The following is a 24,438-nucleotide window of genomic DNA, read 5'->3' as shown; positions in this document are numbered from 1 at the left end:
TCTATTTTAACTAATGAGATCTTAATCTATTTCAAAAAATTTAACCAAATCAGGATATAACATATCATTATTAATGATATAGCTACCATGATCATGGTTTGTCATAATTTTCAATTGCGAGTTAGGTATATTGTCAGCAACTTCAACAAACATTGCAGGATTATAAATATCATTTTCTGCACCAATAATTAAAGTTGGGATCGTAATTTTCGTTAACGAACTTACTTCGATATTAGGTTGTTCAAGCATCATTTTAAATAATGGATCGTTTGTTTGTTCATAGTGCTGTAGTACGTATTGATAGCTTTGTTGCGTAAAATCAGATGGTTTTAAATTCACCCCCAATAATGCCATTTTTTTAATCATTTCTTTACCGCGTAAAGCTAACAATAATGCAATAATGGCGCCATCACTAAAACCTATAATATTAACGGATTTAAGATGTAATTTGTTAATTAACGCCTCAATATCATCAGCCATAACGTTATAATCATAAACATCAGTCTTATCACTGCGTCCATGATTACGACTATCCACTGCATAAATAGTATAATGTGATGTTAATTTGGCGATGAGTGGTAAAAAAACTTGATGATCTTCACCATTACCGTGCAACAGCATCAAAGGCTCACCTTTACCCGTTTTTAGATAGTAAAGGTTTACTCCGTTAACACATAGCATAATTCACCTTAATGACAGTTAGTTGATGTCAAAACAGTATAATTTTGATTTAATTTTTCACCTATCTAAACATAAATAATTTTCATAAACCACTCTAACCGGTCATTAATAAATATTAATTGTTAATAGACTAAAATTTCGCTATATTTAAAATTACATAACGAATATAATTTCAAATTAATTAATTATTAATTAACACATTATATGTCTATTAGGATGAACGATGGAAATTTATAAAAAGTTTTTACTACTAGTTGGATTGTTTTTATCACAATGCTTAATTTTTACTTGTGAAGCTAAACAAGTGACTGATCAACTTAACCGTACTGTTCAAATCCCTGATAAAGTGGAAAGAGTAGTCGTTTTGCAACATCAAACATTAAATCTAATTGTACAACTAAACCGTCAACAAACCCTTGTGGGTGTTTTGTCTTCTTGGCAAAAATTATTAGGAAAAGACTTTGTCAGATTTGCTCCAACTTTGTCTAACCTACCGACACCGGGCGATCTAACTTCGGTTAATATCGAAAGTTTACTTGCTCTCAAACCACAAGTTGTCTTTGTCACAAACTACATGCCCAAAGCAGTTATCGATCAAATTGAAAAACTCAACATTCCAGTTATTGCTATCTCGTTACGCAAAGATATAGCCTCACAGGCAGATAAAATAAATCCCATTATGGTTGATGAAGAGACAACTTACAATGAAGGATTAAAACAAGCAATACGCCTAATTGGTGACGTGCTTGATGCTAACAATGAAGCCGAGGACTTAATCAACTATTCTTTTGAGCATCGAAAAATTGTCACAGATCGATTACAACGTATAGCACCTGAAAAACGCATACGCGTTTATATGGCTAATCCAGATCTCACCACCTATGGTTCGGGCAAATATACTGGATTAATGATGGAACATGCAGGTGCCATTAATGTTGCTGCAGCAACGATTCAAGGCTTTAAACAAGTTTCGATAGAAAATGTCATACAATGGAATCCACAAGTAATCTTTGTGCAAGATCGATATCCACAAGTCGTTCAAACAATTTTATCCGATGATTTATGGAAAAATATTGATGCCGTTAAACAAAATAAAGTCTATTTAATGCCTGAATACGCAAAAGCATGGGGATACCCTATGCCTGAAGCTTTAGCCATCGGTGAGCTTTGGATGGCAAAAAAACTTTACCCAGATTTGTTTAAAGATATCGATATGCAAAAACAAGCCAATGATTATTACTGGCGATTTTATCGCGTCAACTATCATGGGGAATAACAATATAATATGATCAGCTTTTCCTATCACCATTTACATGTTGGCCTGATTATATTAACCATAATATTAATAGTTGTTTCATTAATTATTGGACACTATTCAATATCTGTTAGCCAAGTTATCCATGTATTGCTTTCATTGCCAACATCACAAATAGATCAAACAATGGTGGTTGATAATCAAGTCATTTGGCAAGTAAGATTACCACGAATTTTATTAGCTTTTCTTGCCGGTGCAGGATTAGCAATTTGCGGCGCCGTATTACAAGGGTTATTTTATAACCCGCTTGTTGATCCTCATGTCATTGGCGTAACATCAGGCGCGGCTTTTGGTGGGACTTTAGCCATTTTGTTAAATTTTTCAACCTTTGGACTGATGGTTTCAGCTTTTTCATTTGGGCTATTAATACTAGTTTTAATCTTATTATTAACTCACGTTATTAAACAAAACAATGTGCTAGTTCTAGTATTAGTTGGATTAATATTAAGTGGTTTTTTTAACGCACTGGTGAGTTTAATACAATACTTGGCCGATAGTGAAGAAACACTCCCCAATATTGTATTTTGGTTATTAGGTAGTTTTGCCACCGCTAATTGGGATAAATTAATGACATTAGCCATTCCAATTGTTATTGCTAGCTATTTACTAATCCGGCTAAGTTGGCGAATAAATATTTTATCATTAGGGGATAGTGAAGCTAAAAATTTAGGTATATCAATTCTTTTTTCTCGATGGTTAATTTTAATTTTGTGTACCTTAATTATTTCTATGCAAGTGGCAGTAAGTGGTTGTATTGGCTGGGTAGGATTAATCATTCCTCATGCCGCGCGATTATTGGTCGGTAGTAATCATCAACGACTACTGCCGATAACATTCTGGTTAGGTGGTGCTTTTATGATTATTGTTGATGATATTGCACGAACCCTCAGCACGGCTGAAATACCACTCGGTATTATTACAGCGCTGGTTGGTGCGCCTTGTTTTGTTTTGTTATTACGACATCAAATTTTACAGAAATCCTAAAATGACATCAGCGATTATAACAACACATAACTTAATTTGTGGTTATCAACAGAGTAAACCCTTAACTACTGCGATAAATATTACAATTCATACCAATGATATTATCGCTATTCTTGGCGTGAATGGCCGAGGAAAAAGTACTTTGCTTAATACGTTAATGGGAACGCTTAAGCCTTTAAGTGGCACTATTAACAATCCTCATTGTTGCAGCTTTGTCCCACAAAATTTTATGCCTAATATAGATTATAAAGTATGGGAAATTGTGGTAATGGGAAGTGCTAAAAAATGGGGATTATTTGGAAAACCCGATCGACACCTTTTGCAGTTAGTTGAAGATAAGTTAGCCCAATTTGGATTAGCACATTATAGTCATCACCTATTTTCACAGCTTTCTGGCGGTCAAAAACAGTTAGTGCTTATTGCCCGTGCATTAATGAGTGAATCGAAAATTTTATTACTCGATGAGCCAACAAGTGCATTAGATTTACATAATCAACATAAAGTGTTAAACATTCTGTCCTCATTAGTACAGAAACAAAATTTAACTATTGTGTTTACAACGCATGATCCAGCTCATGCAATGAGTTTAGCTAACAAAGTATTATTACTTGATGAAACAGGTTACCAATATGGTCTTACCCAAACGTTGTTAACCGAGACACAATTAACCCAGTTATATAACATCACAATGAAAAAAATAGTTTTTTCTGACTGCCAAACCATCATTCCCCTTTACACAATGGGTAATCATTATGACAACACTTAATATTTATGCAGCGGGAAGTTTACGTATTGCATTTCCTGCATTAGCCGAACTATTCAAACAAAGCTTTTCAACCGAAATTCATATAAAATTTGGACCGGCTGGATTACTATGTGAAAAACTATTGCAGAAAACGCCTGACGATAATATTCATTTATTTGCATCGGCTAACACGTTGCATCCTAAAACACTCATAGATCACGGAAAGGCTATATCTGATTATGTTTTTGCCCATAATCGCTTATGTGTCACTGTCAGAAATGAATCAAAATGGACATCAAGCGATATCATCAAATTATTATTACATCCTGAAACACGTATTGGGATGTCTACTCCGCAAAAAGATCCTTCTGGGGATTATACTTATCAGCTATTTGATAACATAGGTGCCAGCTATGCGGGTATGAATGAACAATTAAAACACCGCGCCAAACAATTAGTCGGGGGATCACTAGAGAGCAATATCCCTAAAGCGATGCATCCGGCTGAATATTTTTTATTAAACAATACCGTTGACGCCTATATCGGTTATGCTAATTATGCACAAACAATTTTACAAAATCCGAAATTAGCTATGATTAATTTGCCTGACAAGTTTAATCCTGCTATAGATTACAGTATTGCCTTACTTAAACCAGCTCATAAAATGGCGAAGTTATTTATTGGTTTTTTACTTAGTGAAAACGGTCAAAACTGCTTGATGGCTAACGGCTTTGGTAAAATAACGAACATAAAAACAAATTAACTACTTACATTAATTACAAAACGAGTTAGATAAGTTTCATATTCTTCTGATTTCGAACTGTATAACTATACTACTGTTATTTAGAGAAATAATAAAATGACAGAAAGGAGAGATACAGTTATGGGCATGATGCAGAAAATACAAGAAAATAAAATTTATATTGGTTCGTTACCCTTACCAATTTTTATTGTGTGCTCAATTATTGTTATCATTGCAGCCCAGTTAAACATGTTACCTAAAACATTAATTGGTGGTTTTGCGGTGATTTTACCCCTTGGATGGTGTTTAGGCACTATTGGGCAAAATATTCCCTTTTTTAAAAAATTTGGTGCACCAGCTATACTTTCCTTAATTGTGCCTTCAATCCTTGTATATTATGGCGTTTTTGATGAAAACACATTAGCCGCCACAAAAATGTTAATGAAGGATTCTAATTTCCTGCTGTTTTATATTGCGAGTTTAGTTTGTGGTAGTATTCTTGGTATGCATCGAGTCATTTTGATTCAAGGTTTTATTCGTATGATGATTCCTATGCTGCTTGGCATGTGCATCGCAGCTGTTGTAGGCGTTGCAGTTGCTGTCGCTTTTGGTGATACATGGGAACATGCATTTTTCTACACAGTATCCCCTGTGATGGCAGGCGGAATCGGTGAAGGTGTGTTACAGCTATCTAATGCTTATAGTAATATCCTTAATCAAAATTATGATTCCTTTGTGAGTGCATTAATCCCAGCAACCGTTGTAGGTAACTTTTTTGCTATTACTTTCACCGCTATTATGAGTCGAATCGGTGAGTTAAAACCACAGTTAAGTGGTCATGGTCAGTTAGTCAAAATTGAATTTGATGGACTTGCCGACGCATTAAAAGAAGATAAAACACCATTAGATGCTAGAGCCATGAGCGGTGCGATAATGATTTTAGCTACCTTATTTATTTTCGGTATGATTTTAGAAAAGATAACTCACTTCCCTGGACCAGTTTTAATGATCATTGCTACTGCAATAGTGAAATACTTCCGTTTGCTACCTGAAAGTGTAGAACGGGGTAGCCAGCAATGGTATAAGTTTATTTCTGGCAATTTTACCTTCCCATTAATGGCAGGATTAGGGTTGTTGTATATTGATTTAGGTAGTGTAGTCAATGTATTAACCGTGCCTTATTTTATAACCATCATTTCGGTTGTATTAACTGTTTCGATGACCGGTTTTGTATGTAGTTTCTTCCTAAAAATGTACCCTGTTGAAGCCTCGATTATTTCATCTTGTCAAAGTGGTATGGGGGGAACAGGCGATGTTGCGATACTTTCAACCGCTAATCGAATGAATCTAATGCCTTTTGCGCAAGTCGCAACGCGATTAGGAGGCGCATTAATGGTGATATGCACAACAGCACTATTAAGATATTTACATATGTAGTCGCAAAAAAGATGAGTTAAAATAATTAATAATTATCATGTTACATGATTAGGTTAACAGTTTAGATATCCAATTATCTAACCTCTTATAAAAAATTGATTGAGTATAATTAAAAAGGAATAATTATGACAACAGTGCAAGAAAAAGCCTTAGCTATCAGTAAACAAATGCATGGCAAATTTGAAATAAATGCTAAAGTCCCGGTTAACTCTATGTCGGATTTGAGTGTGGCTTATACCCCTGGAGTTGCTGCAGTGTGTACTGAAATTGCTAAAAATCCTGAATCAGTTTATGAGTATACCAGCAAACGCAATCTGGTTGCGGTTATAACTGATGGTTCAGCGGTATTAGGGCTAGGAAATATAGGGCCTGAAGCAGCAATACCCGTCATGGAAGGCAAAGCGATATTATTCAAAAAATTTGCTAATGTTGATGCCATTCCATTATCACTCAATACGCAAGATCCTGATGAGTTAGTTAAGCATATTGCAGCATTAGCCCCATCTTTTGGCGGAATTAATCTTGAAGATATTAGCGCGCCAAGATGTTTTGAGATTGAGAAAAGATTGCAAGAAATATTAGATATCCCTGTTTTCCATGATGATCAACACGGCACAGCTATTGTTGTTTTAGCCGCGTTATATAATGCTTTAAAAGTGGCGGGTAAAACAATTGAATCGGCCAAAGTTGTTATTAACGGCGGTGGAGCTGCTGGTTTAGCTATTGCCGATATGCTTTTAGCGGCAGGTGTTACCGATCTAAAAATCGTCGATAAAATTGGCATTTTATCTGAAGATGATCAAAGCCTACCACCTCATCATTTAGCGATAGCCAAAAGAACAAATAAATCAAAACAAAAAGGTACACTTGAAGATGCAGTAAAAAATGCCGATGTTTTTATTGGCGTATCTGCACCTGGGGTTTTAAAAGCCGATTGGGTCAAAACCATGGCAGAAAAATCAATTATTTTTGCAATGGCAAATCCGACACCCGAAATTTTTCCTGATGAAGCAAAAGCCGCTGGCGCTTACATTGTCGGAACAGGGCGCAGTGATTATCCAAATCAAATTAATAATGTACTGGCTTTTCCAGGCATCTTTAGAGGTGCACTTGACGCGAGAGCCAAAAATATTACATTAGCCATGCAGTTAGCGGCAGCTAAAGGTTTAGCCAACATTATTACACCCGATAAATTATCTGTAGAGTGTATATTACCCAACGCTTTTGAACCTAATGTCGCCAAAGTCGTGGCCGAAAGTGTGAAAAATGCGGCTAAAAGTGAATAAGTAATAGAGGATCAATAACTAAACTTAACAATCAAAACCTACTATCAAAATAATTGGGTAGTAGGTTTTTACCATTAATAAGTTAATATAATCAGTCTATTAATGATTTAGCATGAATGATGAATATGAAGTATCTTTTTAATCGATTAACACTAAAAATTAAATTAATTAGCTTAATTTGTTTGGTATTTATACTATCGGTTATTGCCCAAAATATTTATATTGTACATGTTGTTAATGACGAATATTTAATGCATTCACGTCAAGGGGTTGAAAATATTGCTAATATCATCTCAACATCCGATGACATCATCCATAAAATGCAAACCCCAACACCAGAACATTTAGCCTCCATTCAAACTATTGCTGAACAAGCACGGATAATGACTCAAGTCGATTTTGTGGTTATTTTTAATATGCAAAGCATACGCCTTTCCCATCCAGATAAAAACAAAATTGGGCAACTTATTGTTGGCGGCGATGAGCAACCGGCATTAAAAGGCGAATCCTATTCATCCATTGCTAAAGGAACCCTAGGCGATTCAGTGCGTGCTTTTAGACCTATTTTCAATCAATTACACCAGCAAATTGGGGGGGTTCTAGTTGGACAAACGCTAAAAAAAATTAATCATTCAGCAGCCAAAACCAGTCAACCTATTTGGTTATCATTAGTCGCATCATTAATCATCGCCATTATCTTAGCGTCTTTACTTTCCCGAAACATAAAAAAAATATTATATGGACTCGAACCATTAGAGATGGCTCACTTATTTGAAGAACGAAATGCAATTATACGAACAGTTAAAGAAGGTATTGTGGTTGTTAATCGTGAAGGGCTGATAACCCAAATCAACGACGAAGCGAGAAGAATATTACGTTTACCAGATAGCAAAGATAATATTATCGGCTATCCAATTGCAAAGATTATTCCTAATACTCGATTGTGTGATGTCATGATGACAGGTATTCCTGAATATGATTGTGAACAAAACATCAATGGCGTTGTTATTTTAACTAACCGAACACCATTATTTGTAAAAGAATCACTTGTTGGCGCGATTGCCTCATTTAGGGATATGACAGAAGTACGACAATTAGCCGAAAACCTAACGGGGGTGAATCGTTATGCTGATGCATTACGTTCACAATCTCATGAATTTAATAATAAATTACATGTTATCTATGGGTTAGCCTTTAATGATAATAAACAAGAGTTAATCGATTATCTTGAAGAGATAATAGGTAACAAACAAGCCGAATCTAAGCTAATTAGTCAAACAATAAAAGATCCTATTATTGCGGGATTTTTAAATAGCAAATTTAGTCGAGCTCGTGAGCTCGGTATATCATTATCTTTAAATGTTAAAGGTGAATTAAAACTCATCCCGAATATCTCTGTGACCCACAGTTTAATTACCATTCTTGGCAATCTCATCGATAATGGATTAGATGCTATTCAATTTTTAGATGATAAACAGATCATTATTAATTTAGTGATAAGTCATGAAATTTTTGAAATTGAAGTCATTGATAATGGTGAAGGTATTGCACAAGAAGATATACAATATATCTTTAACAAAGGCTATTCAACCAAAGGAGATAACCGAGGTATAGGACTTTATTTAGTATTAGCTAGTCTTGATGAACTTGGTGGGCATATTCAATTGTGTGATCCAATTAATAAAAAAGGGGCTTGTTTTAAAGTATCATTACCACTTTGTGAACTTTATAGAGAGAAAGAGTAATGGTTGATGTATTGATTGTTGAAGACGATCCAATGGTGGCGGAGTTAAATAAAAAATACCTACAAAGGATGACAGGATTTCATTTAATTGCCAATGTGAGTAATGGCGAACAAGCACTCCATTTTATTCATGACAATCATATAGATCTTATTTTACTCGATGTCTTTATGCCTAAACTTAATGGGCTTGAGTTGTTACAACATATTCGTATCAGTTATCCACAAATTGATATTATTATGGTGACAGCGGCATGTAATACCAGTGATATCCAAACAGCATTACGTTTGGGCGTAATTGATTATATTGTCAAACCATTTACCTTTGAACGTTTAAGAACTGCACTTATTTCATATCAAGAACGAGTACGTTTATTGTCGTCATCAAAAATACTTAATCAACATCAATTAGACGATCGTATTTTTGCCAAACCATCGATAAACCATAAAGAGTTACCCAAAGGAATTGATAGCCAAACATTAAAAAAAGTCCGTGAAACTATTATTCACTATAATCATGAATTTTCGATGAGCGATATTGTCGAGTTAATACCATTATCGCGCATATCATTAAAAAAATATCTTGATTACTTAGAAGAGCGTGAAGAGCTTGAAAGTCATTTGACCTACTTATCCATTGGTAGACCAGTAAAACGTTATACTTATCAGAATTAATTTGTGATTATTTTTAATTAACATATTGATTATAAAATAATAACAGTCAAGAAATAAAAATTATTGATTATTATTATTGATGGTTTATTATCCTCATTTTTAAAAGGATTTTTGAATAAACCATGAAACTCAAATCAATTTCTTTATTAATCATCACAGTATTTAGTGCCAATCAAGCACAAGCTTATAACTATGTCGCTTCTTCTGATGTCATTTTACCTTTTAACCAGATTAATGAACGTTATTTCATAACTAACAGTACTACTAATGCGGTTAATATTAACGTTTCTGACGGTTTGACTGTTAATAGTGATGGTTCATTTCACTTAGGTTTTAGTGGTAAAACCGATAGTGAAACAGCTTCACTTGCCGCAGGTGATATCAATATGAATATCAATGGTAACTTTCAAATTCATAATGATACATGGATTGGTAAATTTGATACAAAATTCTTTACTCAATATTTAGGATTGCATAAAGATTATCCATATAACCCTATCAATCAAGACATTAACGTTCATGTAACAGGCGATATTAATGTTGAATTAGGTGCAGATAAAGAAAGAGGCGGACTCATGATTTTGGCTGGTAATGTCATGGGAACAGGCGTAAATACGACAGGTAAAACCACCGTAAAAGTAGATGGCGATACCAATATTCGAAGTGGCGATAATCATTTAGCCGGTACCGCTCTAGCACCAGCTAAGTTAATCACTCGTAGCTTTAATTTAACTGGTGGTGATATTGAAATCATCGGAGCAAAAACAGTACTAGAAACGACCAATAACGATATCAATAAGTCTTCTGTGACCATAGGTAAGACCGGTAAAATGATCATTATGCGAGGAGGGACTGTTGATGTCAGCCTTGGTGGTAATTTCAACGTGATTGATCAAGGTATTTTAAGTGCTAGCCGAGGTAATGGTTTTGTCAAACTGGCATCAAATGGACAGGTATATATCGGTAAAAATGCGACAATCGAATCCTCTAAAGGCTCTCTTTTCATTAGTGATCAAACTAACCGAACATCACAATTAAATATTGATGGCATTATCAGTTACGGGGTTTCTGATACTAAACAGATTAATGAAATTAATGGTGATAATGTTAATGTTAATACAACAGCAAAATTTTCTGCAACAGATGACTTTTTAAAGAACGCATTTAAATATACCTCTTCTGAAGCTAATGCCACCGTATTATCAGCAAATAATTCTTTGAAAATTGCTAATATTCAAAATAATGAAACAAAAGCACTTATTCAAAACATTTATGGCGATCTGAACTTTAAATTAACAGGCAATGAGTTAAAATTTGTTAACGCGACTAATGTCACTGACTTTAGTAATGCCGCTCAAACAAAAGCTGCTGCTGATCGTCAAATTTCCCGTTATTATCAACAAGTCGGTACTAATTCAAAAAATGTAGCAAAACGATTTGCACAAAATGTAGCTAAAGTTTCGTATGAATCATTCTATAATCCGACTAATAAAGGCAGTGTTATTTCTGATAAATCGTTAGCTGGCGATTTAAACTGGGCAATATTAAGCGCAATAGGACGAGGTAATTTAGCTATTGAAAATCGTGGCACGAGTTTACAATTTAATCGCACCTTAGCTGGATTATATAATAATAATCAGGGTTTACACTTGTCTGAAATTGCACTTAACAACTTCAATTACACGAAATCAATCTTAGACAAACAAGTTGGACAATATTTTCAAAATAAAAAATTAGCTGGTAATAATGATAATTTATGGATAAACCTTACCCATCATGATGAAAATACCGATAACCATGATGGTATTTCTGGTTATAAATACTCTTCTAACGGATTTATGATGGGATACGACAACGAGTTGCTAGATAACCTACTGGTAGGTTCAGCAATCGGTTATTCGTCAGGTGATTATAAAAATAAAGCAGCTTCATCCAATGATTCAGATATCAATAATTATCAAATTCAGCTTTATTCTACTTATAAATCACCAACAAATATCATTGCATCAACTTACGCCGGCTACTCTTATGGAAAAAACCGATTAAAAGCAGACGACAATCACAATACTATCAAAGAAAAATTCCATAGTAATACGTGGAATATTGGTGGTTCGATTGGTTATGACTGGCAAAGTACTGATCAATTAACATTAACACCTGCGATTGGTTTAACTTATGTGCATACTGAAAATAGCGCACATAATGTCAGTTATAACAGTATTGATTTAGTTAAATATGCTAAATCATCTAACTCATCATTATTGATTCCTGTCGATTTAACAGCGAATTATTTAGTTTGGCAAAATCAGGATAGTCAATTATTGTTAACCGCAAAAACAGGTTATGCATTTAATTTGAGTAATGATGAATTTGATAGTGATATCACTATTAATGGCATTGATAATTTATCTAAAATGCGTGCCTACTCATCCAACCGTAGCAAAAATCAATATAACTTTGCTAGCGGCATCACCTATAAATATAATTTAGTTGATGTAAATATTAATTATCAATACTTTGGTGAGAGTAAAAGAAATTCAAATTATATTACGGCTCTTACAAAAATTAGTTTTTAATCACTGAAACTAACCAGACAAAGATGATGCTCTACTGTTTTTTCAAAAAAGAGCATCATCAAATCGACATAGCAATAATTCTCTATGCAGTGATCTCATCTAAAGAAAGATTAAAACTCGGTACAAAAACATCTAAAAAGTAATCCATTTCAGGGCTGCTTCGCTCAGATAAAGTTTTTTTAAGGCGCTGTTTTGCCAGTTTAAACTCGTTATTACCCGCACTTAACTCTTCAATTGTTTTAAGATATGCACATAAAGCATCAGCTTGTTTCACAATGCTTTTTTCTTCTTCAGTATAAAAATCATCATCAATTAGGCATCTAAAATCGTCTTGTAACTCTTTGGGTAACATATTAATGAGTTTATTTTGTGCTATTTTTTCAATTTTTTTATATTCAACCGTTATTTGTGGATTGTAATATTTGGTTGGTGTGGGTAAATCGCCCGTGATAACCTCTGATGCATCATGATACATAGCTAATAATGCAATTCGTTCCGGATTAACATTACCATTAAATCGTTTATTTTTAATAATAGCTAAAGCATGCGCAACAAAAGCCACTTGCAAACTGTGTTCAGATACATTTTCAGTTCTCACATTACGCATTAAAGGCCAGCGATTAATCAATTTTAATCGTGACAAATGAGCAAAAAAATGACTAGTATTCATAGGGAAAACTCTTTCTGATTTAAAAATAAAAAACGCTTCCATTACTGTATGGAAGCGCTTATTAGATAAATAAATGTATTTAAATTTTTAAGCTAAAACAAGTTGCTGCGTACCTAAAGCAAGTGGAACAGTTTGCTCTTCGGTAAAAGTGACATATTCCCACGCATCTTGTTTTGCTAATAAAGCTTGTAATAATTGATTATTTAAAGCATGACCAGATTTATAACAAATGACTTCGCCAATCATATTATGGCCACACATATATAAATCACCGATAGTATCGAGCATTTTATGACGAACAAATTCATCTTCAAAACGCAAGCCATCTTCGTTAAGGACTTTATAGTCATCAACCACAATTGCACAATCTAAACTACCACCTAAACACAAACCTTTTGATTGTAATGCTTCAATATCACGCATAAAACCAAATGTTCTTGCTCGGCTAATTTGACGAATAAATGATTCAGACGAAAAATCCAACTGATAACGTTGTGAACTACTATCAATTGCCGGATGATGAAAATCGATAGTAAAATCTAATCTAAACCCATTATATGGTCTAACTTCAGCCCATTTGTCACCATTTTCAACGCGAACAGTTTCTTTAACGCGTAAAAATCGTTTAAGTGCATTTTGCTCGGTAATACCTGCATCAAGCAGTAAATAAACAAACGGACTTGCACTACCATCCATAATTGGGATTTCAGGCGCATCAACTTCGATAATAATGTTATCGATGCCAAGACCTGCTAGCGCTGAGTTAATATGCTCAACAGTTGAGATACGAACGTTATCTTCATTCACTAAGCATGTACAAAGCATAGTATCACGCACTGATTTTGCATCCACCGGAAAATCAACATATGGATTCAAATCAGTACGACGATAAATAACACCTGTATTTTCAGGCGCAGGGCGTAACGTCAAAGTAACTTTTTTGCCGGTATGCAAACCAACACCTGTTGCTTGTATTGTCCTTTTTAATGTTCTTTGTTTCACTTTACACCTACTATTCTATTTGTTTCTATTGACATTAGACAATAAAAAACCAAATAAGTTCAACACTAATTCGCTTGCTTACGGATAAAAGCAGGAATATCTAAAATTTTATTTTCTTCCAGAGGAGAAATGCTTTGCTCATTAACCACTTTAGCTAATTTCTCTTCTTGATGTCCTAAATTACTGCTTTGACCAAATAGCGAGTTTTGTGAAATTGGTTTAGCAATTTTAACTTCTGGACGCTTATCCATACCAATGCCTGTTGCAACAACAGTAACTCGAATTTCATCTGACATATCAGGATCAAAAGTTGTCCCGACAACAACAGTGGCATTATCAGAAGCAAATGCTCTGACTGTACTACCCACTGTTTCGAATTCTTCTAAGCCAAGATCTAAACCGGCGGTAACATTAACTAAGACGCCGCGCGCACCAGATAAATCAATATCTTCTAATAATGGGCTAGAAATGGCCATTTCAGCAGCTTCTTCAGCTCGATTATCACCACTTGCACGACCTGATCCCATCATGGCATATCCCATTTCTGACATCACTGTTCTAACGTCGGCAAAGTCCACGTTGATATGACCAGGTTTAGTAATTAATTCTGCAATACCTTGTACCGCACCTTTTAATACACCATTTGCTGCCGCAAAAGCATCTAATAACTTAACGCCTCTACCCAATACTTTTAGTAATTTATCATTTGGTATAGTAATAAGTGAATCAACATGCTTAGCTAATTCAGCAATACCTTGCTCAGCAAAAGCCATACGCTTTTTACCTTCAAAACCAAATGGTTTTGTCACTACAGCAACGGTCAAAATACCTAACTCTTTAGCGATTTCAGCAACGACTGGGGCAGCACCTGTTCCTGTTCCACCACCCATTCCCGCTGCGATAAATACCATATCAGCGCCTTCAATAGCACTACGAATGACCTCACGATCTTCCTCGGCAGAATTTCTACCCACTTCAGGATTAGCACCAGCACCAAGTCCTTTGGTTACATTGGTACCGATTTGGATAGTTTGACCTACCTTAATTCTTTTTAATGCTTGTGCATCTGTATTTGCCGCAAAAAATTCTACACCTTCAATATGTTCAGCAATCATGTGTTCAACGGCGTTACCACCGCCACCACCAACACCAATAACTTTAATGACTGCTGCTGGTTCATCATCTGCAACCATAGGCTCAAACATAACTTATCTCCAATTATACGATCTTAGAACATTGTACAGATAACCGTCTACAATGTCCACGAAGTTCTTGAAATATATTAGCTAAAATTCTTTTTTAAACCAACCGGTCAAACGTTTAGCTATCCCTTTTAATGATGATTTGTCACTATCTTTGCCATCATCATTTAATAAACTCTGTTTCCCATAGTGTAATAACCCAACTGTCGTTGAACAATAAGGTTTTTGTACATAATCAGTTAGGCCCGAAATATTTAAAGGTTGACCTATACGTACTTGATTTTGAAAAACTTTTTCCGCACACTCAACCATACCTTTAATTTGAGCTGCACCACCAGTTAATACAATACCGGCTGCGAGTTGATATTTGACATTTTGTTTTTTTAGTTCGTCTTGTAGCGAAAGTAATTCTTTTTGAACTAAGGAAAGAAGTTCAGAATAACGAGGTTCTATGACATCAGCAAGTGTCTGTCTTTGTAAAGAACGAGATGGTCTACCGCCGACACTCGGTACATCGATGACTTCATCTTTACCAATTAATGAACCGACAGCACAACCATAGCGAATTTTAATATTTTCAGCATCCATTGGCGGGGCACCAAAGGCATAAGCGATATCGCTAGTAACAACATTTCCCGCATAAGGAATGACAACAGAATGACGTAAAGCACCACCTGTATACACCGTCACATCCATTGTGCCGCCGCCCATATCAATAACACAGACGCCTAATTCCTTTTCATCATCAGTCAATACTGCATAACTCGATGCTAAGCCAGAAAAAATAAGCTGATCAACTTTTAAACCACAACGTTCAACCGCTTTTACAATGTTTCTGGCCATATCATTATGGCAAGTGACTAAATGCACTTTAGCTTTCATACGTACGCCAGACAAACCAATCGGATTTTTTATTCCTTCTTGTAAATCAATGGAATATTCTTGGGCAATAACATGTAAGATTCGATGTTCATCTAAAATTCTGACTGATTTTGCTGTATGCACCACATTTTCAACATCTTCGGCGGTCACTTCCTCATCGGCAATTGGCACCATACCAATTTCATTTTGACAACGAATATGTTTGCCAGAAAGACTTAAATAAACCGAAGATATTTGGCAATCTGCCATTAGCTCAGCTTGATCAACAGCACGTTGGATTGATTTCACCACAGATTCTAGATCGTTAACACCACCTTTATCAACGCCTTTTGATGGGCAGTGCCCTACACCAATGATATTAATAATACCATCGGGAAGAACCTCACCAACAAGAGCAAGTACTTTTGATGTACCAACTTCTAGTCCTACAACCAATTTTTTTTCTGTTGCTTTCATACTTCAGCCTTTATTTATTCCTTACTGCGCTATTTTTTCTCTTTGTACTGAAATACCATTTTCATAACGTAAATCAGCGACCGTTATTCTTTCATTTGTTGGTATTCTTGATTGTATTTCAGGAAATAATTTCATAAATAGTTGATAACGCTCTTCGATGTTTTCACTTCCTAACACCAATTTTATTTCCTGATCTTCAACACATATACCAGCAATACATTGTTTTACCATCAGTTGCCAAGCATTTCGCTCATCGGATATTGCCGCGTCAATCTTTAATGCCAACTGATTATTAGCCAGTTTTTTAGATAAATTATCTAATTTATAATATGTTTCGAGTACTGATTTTGCTTTACCTTCAGGTCCATATAGCCTTGGTAATTTTAAATTGTTAATACGATCCAAAGGTACACTAAATACAACGCCATTTTCATCAAGTAAAAATAAATCATTCCAATAAAATGCCGGTTTATACTCTTCGACATGAACAATCAATCGATCCGGCCACTGTTTTCGTACACTGGCATGCTTAACCCATGGAAAGCGCATGACTTCTTGCTGAATATCATCAACATCTTGTCCAATATAAGTATTTGGTAAACCTAAACCTAAAATCGCTTCCCTAAGGTCATTTTCCGTTGTATAAGTATGTTCTCCGCTCAATGTTAACTGAGACAATACCATTTGTTCTGGATCATCCATCCACTCTTTAATACTTTGCACAATCCAAGTGCTAATTAAAATAATCATAATAAAGAACAAAAATCCCATGAATTGTTCTGTATTACGAAAAATAAGCAGGCGCCTTTTTTTTCTTTCTTCTCGTCGATGTGCTGCTTGCCTAACTTGTTTCATAAAAATAGGGCCATTATATAGTTGCCAGTTTTAAAATTCGTGTAACTAGTTCACTAAATGACCAACCGTATTGCTTGGCTGCCATTGGCACTAAACTATGATCTGTCATACCTGGAGCGGTATTGACTTCAAGTAAATAAGGATTTTGATTATCGTCAAACATAATATCTACCCTTCCCCACCCTCGACATCCTACTGCTTTATAAGCATCAAGGGCCAATTTACGAATTTCCTGTTCTTTATTTTCGGGTAAACCGCTTGGGCAAAAGTATTGTGTTGAGTCAGATAGATACTTTGCATCATAATCATAAAATTTGGTAGCGGGTTTAATGTAAATTGCGGGTAAAACTTCTTCACCAACAATTGCTACTGTAAATTCCGGTCCAGATAAAAATGACTCAACCATCACCGCATCATCATATTGAAAAGCAACATCTATAGCATCTTTCAATTCAGAGATTTCATTAACTCTTGCCATCCCAACGCTTGATCCTTCATGAATTGGCTTTACAAATAGCGGTAAACCAAGTTGTTTAACAATAGACTCAACATCAACAGGTTGGGTTTTATTAACCATAACATAATTGGCAACCGGCAAATCCATTGCTTTCCAAATTAATTTGGTTTTTAATTTATCCATTGTCAGTGCAGATGACAACACATCACTGCCTGTATAAGGAATATTTTGATAAGTTAAAATGGCCTGAACAATACCATCTTCACCTCCACGTCCATGCAGTATGATGAAAGCTTTATTAAAACCTTGTTGCTTTAGATCCGTAATAGCATGGTCTTTAGTATCAATAAGATGGGCATCAATCCCACTGGCCAATAATCCGGCTAGCACTGCACGACCAGATTTAATCGACACTTCACGTTCCGCAGAGGTACCACCATATAATACAGCTACTTTATCGTTCATGATTATTATACCTCTTTTGAATATAATTGAGCACTGGCTAATTGTCGAGCAATACGACCTACACTACCAGCACCTTGTGTTAATAATAAATCCCCACCTTGCAATAATTCCTGCATAATCTCAGGTAGAAGATCTAAATCGGAAACATAAATTGGATCAACTTTACCGCGATTACGAATCGAACGACATAAAGATCGACTATCCGCTCCCGCAATGGGTTGCTCACCGGCCGAATAAACATCCAACATAACCAGCGCATCGACTTGAGAAAGAACTTGCGCAAAATCATCAAATAAATCCCGAGTTCGAGTATATCGATGGGGTTGAAACAACATGACTAATCGACGATCGGGCCAACCATTTCTTGCTGCCTGTATTGTTGCATTAACTTCACTTGGATGATGACCATAATCATCCACCATCATAATATCGCTGCCATTGACATGCGGGAAGACCCCCAATAAATCAAACCGTCTACTGGTGCCCGCAAATTTAGCTAAGGCATGAATAATTGACTCATCGTCAATACCATCTTCAGTGGCAGCAATAATTGCAGCAGCTGAATTTAACGCATTGTGTTTTCCTGGTGCATTTAATTCTATCTGTAAATCTTCATGATTTGGTCGGCACACCGTGTAATAGCTGATACCTTGTTCCTGACGATAATTTTTAATGACCACATCCGCTTCTTCACTAAATCCATAAGTGATAATTTTACGCCCGACAATAGGTAATAAATCACGATTAAATGGATCGTCATAACACATTATTGCTAAACCATAAAAAGGAAGATTACGTAAAAACGAGATAAATGTCTGTTTAAGATTTTCGACATTACCCTGATAAGTATCCATATGATCAGGTTCAATATTGGTGACAATCGATACCATTGGTTGCAAATGAAGAAATGAAGCATCACTTTCATCTGCTTCGGCAATAAAATAACGGCTGCTACCTAATTGCGCATGTGTGCCAGCTGCTTTAACCAATCCCCCATTAACAAAAGTCGGGTCAAGTTTTGCTTCAGCATAGATAGCTGTAACCATGGCTGTTGTTGTGGTTTTACCGTGTGTACCGGCAATGGCTATACCATAGCGAAAACGCATTAGTTCGGCTAACATTTCTGCCCGTTGAATAACTGGAATACGCGCTTCACGTGCCGCAACAACTTCTATGTTATCTTGCGAAATAGCTGAAGATATCACAACAACACTTGAACCGAGTATATTTTCGGCCGCATGCCCAATAACAATTTTTGCACCTAATGCCTCTAAATGTTGTGTTACCGCGTTTTCAGCAATGTCCGAGCCACTAATTTGATAACCTTCATTAGCCAAAACTTCGGCAATTCCTCCCATGCCAGCGCCACCTATCCCAACAAAATGGATATGTTTGACACGTTTCATTTCGGGAATAATTGCTCTTAATTCAGCTAATTCCTTCGTATTCACAATCGAACTCCTAATTATACTGTTTTTATTTACGTGTTATGCCTTAACTTTATTGAGTATTCTATTATGCTTATTATTAATGAACTCAATAATTGATATGTCATAACGATATTATTAATCTTAAACATCTTAAGTAAGATGATTACATCACATTATATAAAAAATTAATCATTTTACTACTGAACACAAGGTTTGAGCCACTCTTTCTGTCGAATTCACAATGGCTAAACTTTTAGCCTTAACGGCCATATCTATTAACTCCGATCGATTTAAATTTTCAAGTAAATGAGAAAGCGATGCAACATTAAAATCGGGTTGCTCAATAATAGTTGCAGCACCAATATCGGCTAAAGATTTTGCATTCCAATATTGCTGGCGATCTTTATGCATAAATGGCACGAAAATCGCCCCTATACCGACCACTTCAATTTCACTTACTGTTAGTGCTCCACTTCGGCAAATGACAATATCCGCCCAATTATAAGCCTCGGCAACATCAGAAATAAATTCAGTAATTTTATTGTTTGTCATATCACAATCTTGATAAGACTGAGAAACTGATTCTAGCATTCCTTTTCCTGTTTGATGCCAAACTACATATTTATCGGACAATTTGGTTATCACTTTAGGCACAATATCATTAATCACTTTAGCACCTTGACTACCTCCCATTACTAATACTCGAATTGGACCTTGTCTATCTTTCAATCTTTCACTAGGATCAGCTAGTTGCAATAAATCATTGCGAACCGGATTACCCACTACCTCAGCATGGGGGAAAGCAGTAGGAAAAGCTTGAAGCACTTTAGTTGCAATTTTCGCTAACCATTTGTTAGTTAAACCAGCAATACCATTTTGTTCATGTAATACAATAGGTATACCTAAAGTTTTAGCTGCAATTCCACCTGGACCTGATACATATCCCCCCATACCAAGCACTACATCAGGACGATAAGCTTTCAAAATTTTTCTTGCTTGCAAAACCGCTTTAACAATTTTATAAGGTGCTTTTAATAAAGCGCTTATTCCTTTTCCACGTAAACCTGATATTTGGATAAAATCAATATCAATTCCATTTTCAGGAACTAAATGCGCTTCCATTCTATCTGCTGTACCAAGCCACCTAACTTGCCACCCTTGTTTCATCAAATAATGCGCAACGGCAATACCTGGAAATACATGACCGCCTGTGCCACCAGCCATCACTAATAATTTTTTCATTATTTTATTGACCTTATTCTTGCTTGTGCTTGTTTTTGTCTAAACTCATAGTCTATTCGCAGTAATATAGCAACAGCAATGCTCATTACAATAAGACTTGAACCACCGTAGCTAATAAATGGTAATGTTAACCCTTTAGTTGGTAACATGCCTGATGTTACGCCTATGTTAACGAAAGTTTGAAAACCAAACCAAATACCAATTTCACAAGCTAAATAACCTGAAAACTGCGAACCATCATTAAGTGCTCTATATCCAATAGCTAATGCTTTAAATGTTAGAAAAAATAACAACATCAATAAAGCAACAACCCCAAGATAACCATACTCCTCAGAAATAATGGAAAAAATAAAATCTGTATGACATTCGGGTAAATAGCCCAATTTAAGAATTGAATTGCCCATTCCTTGACCAGTAATACCACCACTACCAATGGCCATCAATGAAGCAACTAACTGATAGCCCGATCCTGTTGCGTCTTGCCAAGGATCGAGAAAGGTTAATAAACGGGTTAAACGATAAGCTTCATATAAAATCAAACATATCACAGCACCAACACCCGTCAACAAAATAGCAATAAATTGCCACAACTGAGCACCGGCAATAAATAAAATACCAATGGTTACCATAAACAGCACAATAACGGTACCTAAATCGGGTTGTTTTAAGAGTAGAATTGATAAAACAGCCATCACCACCATAGGTTTAAAAAATCCCCAAAAACGATTTTGCACTTCATCGGATTTGCGTGATAGATAGGCTGCTAGAAAAATAAATAAAGATAATTTGGCTAACTCAGCCGGTTGGAAGTTAAAAACACCTAATGGGATCCAACGCGATGCACCATTGATTGAAGAGCCTATGCCTAATACAATCACTAACATAATAATGGCAACAATTAAAAGAGCGGTACTAAATTGTTGCCAGCGCTGCATAGGAATATACAATGTTACAAACATTAAAAACAGGGACATAGCCAACTGAATTAATTCGCGCTGGGTATAGAAAAAAGGATTAGTTTCACTAAATGACATCGATGCCGATGTCACCATAATCAAACCAAAAATCATTAAACCAAACACTGTCCAGAGTAATGAATTATCAAACGGTATATTTGGATTTACCTGTTTTTTTATCCAAAAAAACGTCATTTTTCACTCCTTTGAGCATATTGCTTTGCCAGTTGAGCAAATTGATTACCTCGCTCAATATAATTTTTAAATTGATCTAAACTGGCGCACGCAGGGGAAAGCAATACCACATCATCCACCTTAACTTTATTCGCGATCAGTTGCATTGCATCTGCCATGGTTTCAGTCACAGTAGTTTTACTCGGTGCTAATTTTGCAAGTAATTGACGGTCTCGCCCAAAACAAAAAACCTCAATCTGGTTATTTTGTAAGTAAGGAATCAGAGGGGTAAAATCGGCAGATTTTCCATCACCACCTAATAGTAAATATAACTTTCCTTGGCACACTACACTATTTAACGCTGCCTCGGTGCTTCCAACATTGGTCGCTTTTGAATCATTAATCCATTTCACACCATTTTGTTGATATACCAATTCAAATCGGTGAGCTAAACCTTGAAAGGTTGCTATGGTTGCTAAACTTGACGTTCTGGAAATACCTAATCGATCACTAATAGCAAGCGCAGCCAACGCATTTAAATAATTATGACGCCCAATTAGTTTCATCTCTTTAGTCGATAAAACCACTTCATTTTGTGCAATTAAATGTTCACACTTATTATCTAAATGGTAATCGCCTTTATTTACCCCAAATGAGACACAATTTTGCTCATTAGACGCAGGTATTGTTAATTTATCATCGTGATTAAATACGCAATACTTTGCATTATGATAGATGCGTTGTTTAGCTTGAGCATATTGCATTAAACCTAGCGGATAGCGATCCATGTGATCTTCGGATATATTTAAAATCGTCGCTACAGTTGCTTGTAAACTAAAAGTTGTTTCTAATTGGAAGCTTGAAAGTTCAAGCACATACACATCAACATTTTGTTTTAAAAGTGATAATGCCGGCTCACCGATATTACCACCAACACCAACCTTAATACCTGATGATTTAACAATATCACCAACCAATGTTGTGACGGTTGTTTTACCATTGGCGCCGGTAATGGCAACTACTTGCTTATTGGCTTGCTTGTTAACCTCGCGGCAGAAAAGTTCTATATCGCCTATAATTTCAATACCTTGGTTTGCCGCTTGTTGTAATTGTGGCGTAGATAAAGCTATACCGGGACTTGCGATAATTAAATCAGCATCTAACAACCAATCAAGCTTTAGATCACCTAAATGGTATTCAATACGGCTGTCTAATAGTTCTAATCCTTGTGGCTTTAAACGTGTATCAATCACTTTTGGAATCACATTTTGAGCAAGAAAATAGTCCACACAAGAGAGCCCTGTGATGCCTAAGCCAATAATAACAACGTTTTTGCCCTGATAGCTAATCATGATTTAATCCTGATCTTATTAATTAACGTAATTTCAACGTTAATAACCCAATTAATACTAACATTAATGAAATAATCCAAAAACGAACAATCACCCGCGGTTCCGGCCAACCTTTAAGTTCATAATGATGATGTATTGGCGCCATTCTGAAAATTCTTTTACCTCGTAATTTATAAGAACCAACCTGTAAAATTACCGATAACGTTTCAATAACAAATATACCACCCATTATCAGTAATAAAAATTCTTGGCGTAATAATACTGAAATGATGCCAAACACACCACCTAACGCTAAAGACCCTACATCGCCCATAAATACCATAGCCGGATACGTGTTGAACCATAAAAAGCCAAGTCCAGCACCGACGATTGCAGTGCAAACAATCATGAGTTCTCCACTGAATTTAATATAGGGAATATGTAAATAAGCAGCAAAATTAACATTACCGGTAGCCCAAGATACTAAAGCAAAACCTGCTGCAACAAATACTGTTGGCATGATGGCAAGTCCATCAAGTCCATCCGTCAAATTAACCGCATTACCGGCACCAACGATGACCACATAGGTTAGCAAAATAAAGAATAATCCTAATTGTGGCATCACATCTTTGAAAAAAGGAACAACTAATACGGTTACCGCCGTATCTTTACCATAAGCATAAAGGCCGAACGCAACAATTAAGGCAATAACTGATTGCCAAAAGTATTTCCACCTAGCAATAAGGCCCGCTGTATTTTTACGAATAACTTTTAAATAATCGTCTGCAAAACCAACAATACCGTAACCAATTAAAACAAATAAGGTTACCCAGACATAAGGATTACGCAGATCTGCCCATAAAAAAACTGAAATCGAGATTGATGCCAAAATGAGGGTTCCTCCCATTGTTGGCGTCCCTTTTTTGCTTAAATGCGATTCGGGCCCATCATTACGAATGACTTGACCAATCTGCAATTTTTGAAGCCAATCAATGACCTTTTGCCCCATAATTAATGAAATAGCTAATGAAGTTAACAGCGCTAAGATAGCCCTGACCGTTAAATAAGAGATAACATTAAAAAAAGTAAAATATTTAACTAAATGTTCTGATATTAAAAACAACATAATTTTAA

General features: G+C 35.7%; 21 protein-coding genes. 9 read left to right on the top strand and 12 right to left on the bottom strand.

Annotated elements, in window-relative coordinates; all coding sequences use genetic code 11:
* Positions 1–21: 21 nt before the first annotated feature.
* On the bottom strand, positions 22–681 hold the full coding sequence (locus J3U66_RS01010; protein WP_267347604.1) for an alpha/beta fold hydrolase: 660 nt from the start codon (positions 679–681) through the stop codon (positions 22–24).
* A gap of 223 nt (positions 682–904) precedes the next feature.
* On the opposite strand from J3U66_RS01010, the gene J3U66_RS01005 reads away from it, so the two are divergent.
* The 9 genes from J3U66_RS01005 to J3U66_RS00965 all read left to right on the top strand — a co-directional run bounded on the left by J3U66_RS01005 (position 905) and on the right by J3U66_RS00965 (position 12,182).
* A complete protein-coding gene (locus J3U66_RS01005) occupies positions 905–1,957 on the top strand; it encodes an ABC transporter substrate-binding protein (RefSeq protein WP_323849532.1) in 1,053 nt (350 codons plus the stop codon).
* 9 nt (positions 1,958–1,966) lie between these two features.
* Positions 1,967–2,980: a FecCD family ABC transporter permease gene (locus J3U66_RS01000; protein ID WP_267347603.1), complete on the top strand. Its 1,014-nt coding sequence runs from the start codon at positions 1,967–1,969 to the stop codon at positions 2,978–2,980.
* A gap of 1 nt (position 2,981) precedes the next feature.
* Positions 2,982–3,746 carry an ABC transporter ATP-binding protein gene (locus tag J3U66_RS00995; protein ID WP_267333534.1) on the top strand — a complete coding sequence of 255 codons (765 nt, stop codon included), beginning with the start codon at positions 2,982–2,984 and terminating at the stop codon, positions 3,744–3,746.
* Positions 3,733–4,488 (top strand): molybdate ABC transporter substrate-binding protein, encoded by a 756-nt coding sequence (modA, locus tag J3U66_RS00990; protein ID WP_267347601.1) that lies wholly within the window; start codon positions 3,733–3,735, stop codon positions 4,486–4,488. Before J3U66_RS00995 ends, modA begins: the two co-directional genes overlap by 14 nt.
* A 96-nt stretch (positions 4,489–4,584) precedes the next feature.
* Positions 4,585–5,904, top strand: a complete 1,320-nt coding sequence (locus tag J3U66_RS00985) for a 2-hydroxycarboxylate transporter family protein (protein WP_267333536.1) — start codon at positions 4,585–4,587, stop codon at positions 5,902–5,904.
* Positions 5,905–6,029: 125 nt separating this feature from the next.
* Positions 6,030–7,190, top strand: coding sequence for an NAD(P)-dependent malic enzyme (locus J3U66_RS00980; RefSeq protein WP_267333537.1), 1,161 nt, complete (start codon positions 6,030–6,032; stop codon positions 7,188–7,190).
* Between the two features lie 125 nt (positions 7,191–7,315).
* Positions 7,316–8,935: a DcuS/MalK family sensor histidine kinase gene (gene dcuS, locus J3U66_RS00975; protein ID WP_267333538.1), complete on the top strand. Its 1,620-nt coding sequence runs from the start codon at positions 7,316–7,318 to the stop codon at positions 8,933–8,935.
* The gene (locus J3U66_RS00970; RefSeq protein WP_267333539.1) at positions 8,935–9,606 is read left to right on the top strand and encodes a response regulator; all 672 of its coding nucleotides are present in this window, start codon (positions 8,935–8,937) and stop codon (positions 9,604–9,606) included. Before dcuS ends, J3U66_RS00970 begins: the two co-directional genes overlap by 1 nt.
* Before the next feature lie 122 nt (positions 9,607–9,728).
* Positions 9,729–12,182 carry an autotransporter outer membrane beta-barrel domain-containing protein gene (locus J3U66_RS00965; RefSeq protein WP_267347600.1) on the top strand — a complete coding sequence of 818 codons (2,454 nt, stop codon included), beginning with the start codon at positions 9,729–9,731 and terminating at the stop codon, positions 12,180–12,182.
* 82 nt (positions 12,183–12,264) lie between these two features.
* On the opposite strand, the gene yfbR is transcribed toward J3U66_RS00965, so the two are convergent.
* From yfbR to mraY, 11 genes are all read right to left on the bottom strand, one after another.
* A complete protein-coding gene (gene yfbR / locus J3U66_RS00960) occupies positions 12,265–12,852 on the bottom strand; it encodes a 5'-deoxynucleotidase (protein ID WP_065633868.1) in 588 nt (195 codons plus the stop codon).
* A gap of 87 nt (positions 12,853–12,939) precedes the next feature.
* Positions 12,940–13,854, bottom strand: coding sequence for a UDP-3-O-acyl-N-acetylglucosamine deacetylase (gene lpxC, locus J3U66_RS00955; RefSeq protein WP_267347598.1), 915 nt, complete (start codon positions 13,852–13,854; stop codon positions 12,940–12,942).
* A gap of 65 nt (positions 13,855–13,919) precedes the next feature.
* On the bottom strand, positions 13,920–15,047 hold the full coding sequence (gene ftsZ, locus J3U66_RS00950) for a cell division protein FtsZ (protein ID WP_416379582.1): 1,128 nt from the start codon (positions 15,045–15,047) through the stop codon (positions 13,920–13,922).
* A gap of 93 nt (positions 15,048–15,140) precedes the next feature.
* On the bottom strand, positions 15,141–16,394 hold the full coding sequence (ftsA, locus tag J3U66_RS00945; protein WP_267333542.1) for a cell division protein FtsA: 1,254 nt from the start codon (positions 16,392–16,394) through the stop codon (positions 15,141–15,143).
* Positions 16,395–16,415: 21 nt separating this feature from the next.
* A complete protein-coding gene (locus J3U66_RS00940; RefSeq protein WP_267347596.1) occupies positions 16,416–17,249 on the bottom strand; it encodes an FtsQ-type POTRA domain-containing protein in 834 nt (277 codons plus the stop codon).
* Positions 17,250–17,262: 13 nt separating this feature from the next.
* Positions 17,263–18,171: a D-alanine--D-alanine ligase gene (locus J3U66_RS00935; protein ID WP_065633873.1), complete on the bottom strand. Its 909-nt coding sequence runs from the start codon at positions 18,169–18,171 to the stop codon at positions 17,263–17,265.
* A 5-nt stretch (positions 18,172–18,176) separates the two neighbouring features.
* The gene (murC, locus tag J3U66_RS00930) at positions 18,177–19,622 is read right to left on the bottom strand and encodes a UDP-N-acetylmuramate--L-alanine ligase (protein ID WP_416379699.1); all 1,446 of its coding nucleotides are present in this window, start codon (positions 19,620–19,622) and stop codon (positions 18,177–18,179) included.
* Positions 19,623–19,790: 168 nt separating this feature from the next.
* Positions 19,791–20,843, bottom strand: a complete 1,053-nt coding sequence (gene murG, locus J3U66_RS00925) for an undecaprenyldiphospho-muramoylpentapeptide beta-N-acetylglucosaminyltransferase (RefSeq protein WP_267343955.1) — start codon at positions 20,841–20,843, stop codon at positions 19,791–19,793.
* Complete coding sequence (gene ftsW, locus J3U66_RS00920; protein WP_267333545.1) at positions 20,843–21,994, bottom strand: cell division protein FtsW; 1,152 nt, start codon at positions 21,992–21,994, stop codon at positions 20,843–20,845. Before ftsW ends, murG begins: the two co-directional genes overlap by 1 nt.
* Positions 21,991–23,325: a UDP-N-acetylmuramoyl-L-alanine--D-glutamate ligase gene (murD, locus tag J3U66_RS00915; RefSeq protein WP_267347594.1), complete on the bottom strand. Its 1,335-nt coding sequence runs from the start codon at positions 23,323–23,325 to the stop codon at positions 21,991–21,993. The genes ftsW and murD overlap by 4 nt, the downstream gene beginning before the upstream one ends.
* 22 nt (positions 23,326–23,347) lie before the next feature.
* A complete protein-coding gene (mraY, locus tag J3U66_RS00910; protein ID WP_267333547.1) occupies positions 23,348–24,430 on the bottom strand; it encodes a phospho-N-acetylmuramoyl-pentapeptide-transferase in 1,083 nt (360 codons plus the stop codon).
* Positions 24,431–24,438: the final 8 nt, after the last annotated feature.

Source organism: Gilliamella sp. B2969, from assembly GCF_026536195.1.
GTDB lineage: Bacteria > Pseudomonadota > Gammaproteobacteria > Enterobacterales > Orbaceae > Gilliamella.
Note: the sequence above shows the minus strand (reverse complement) of the source record. Positions and strands in the feature narration are given on the sequence as shown.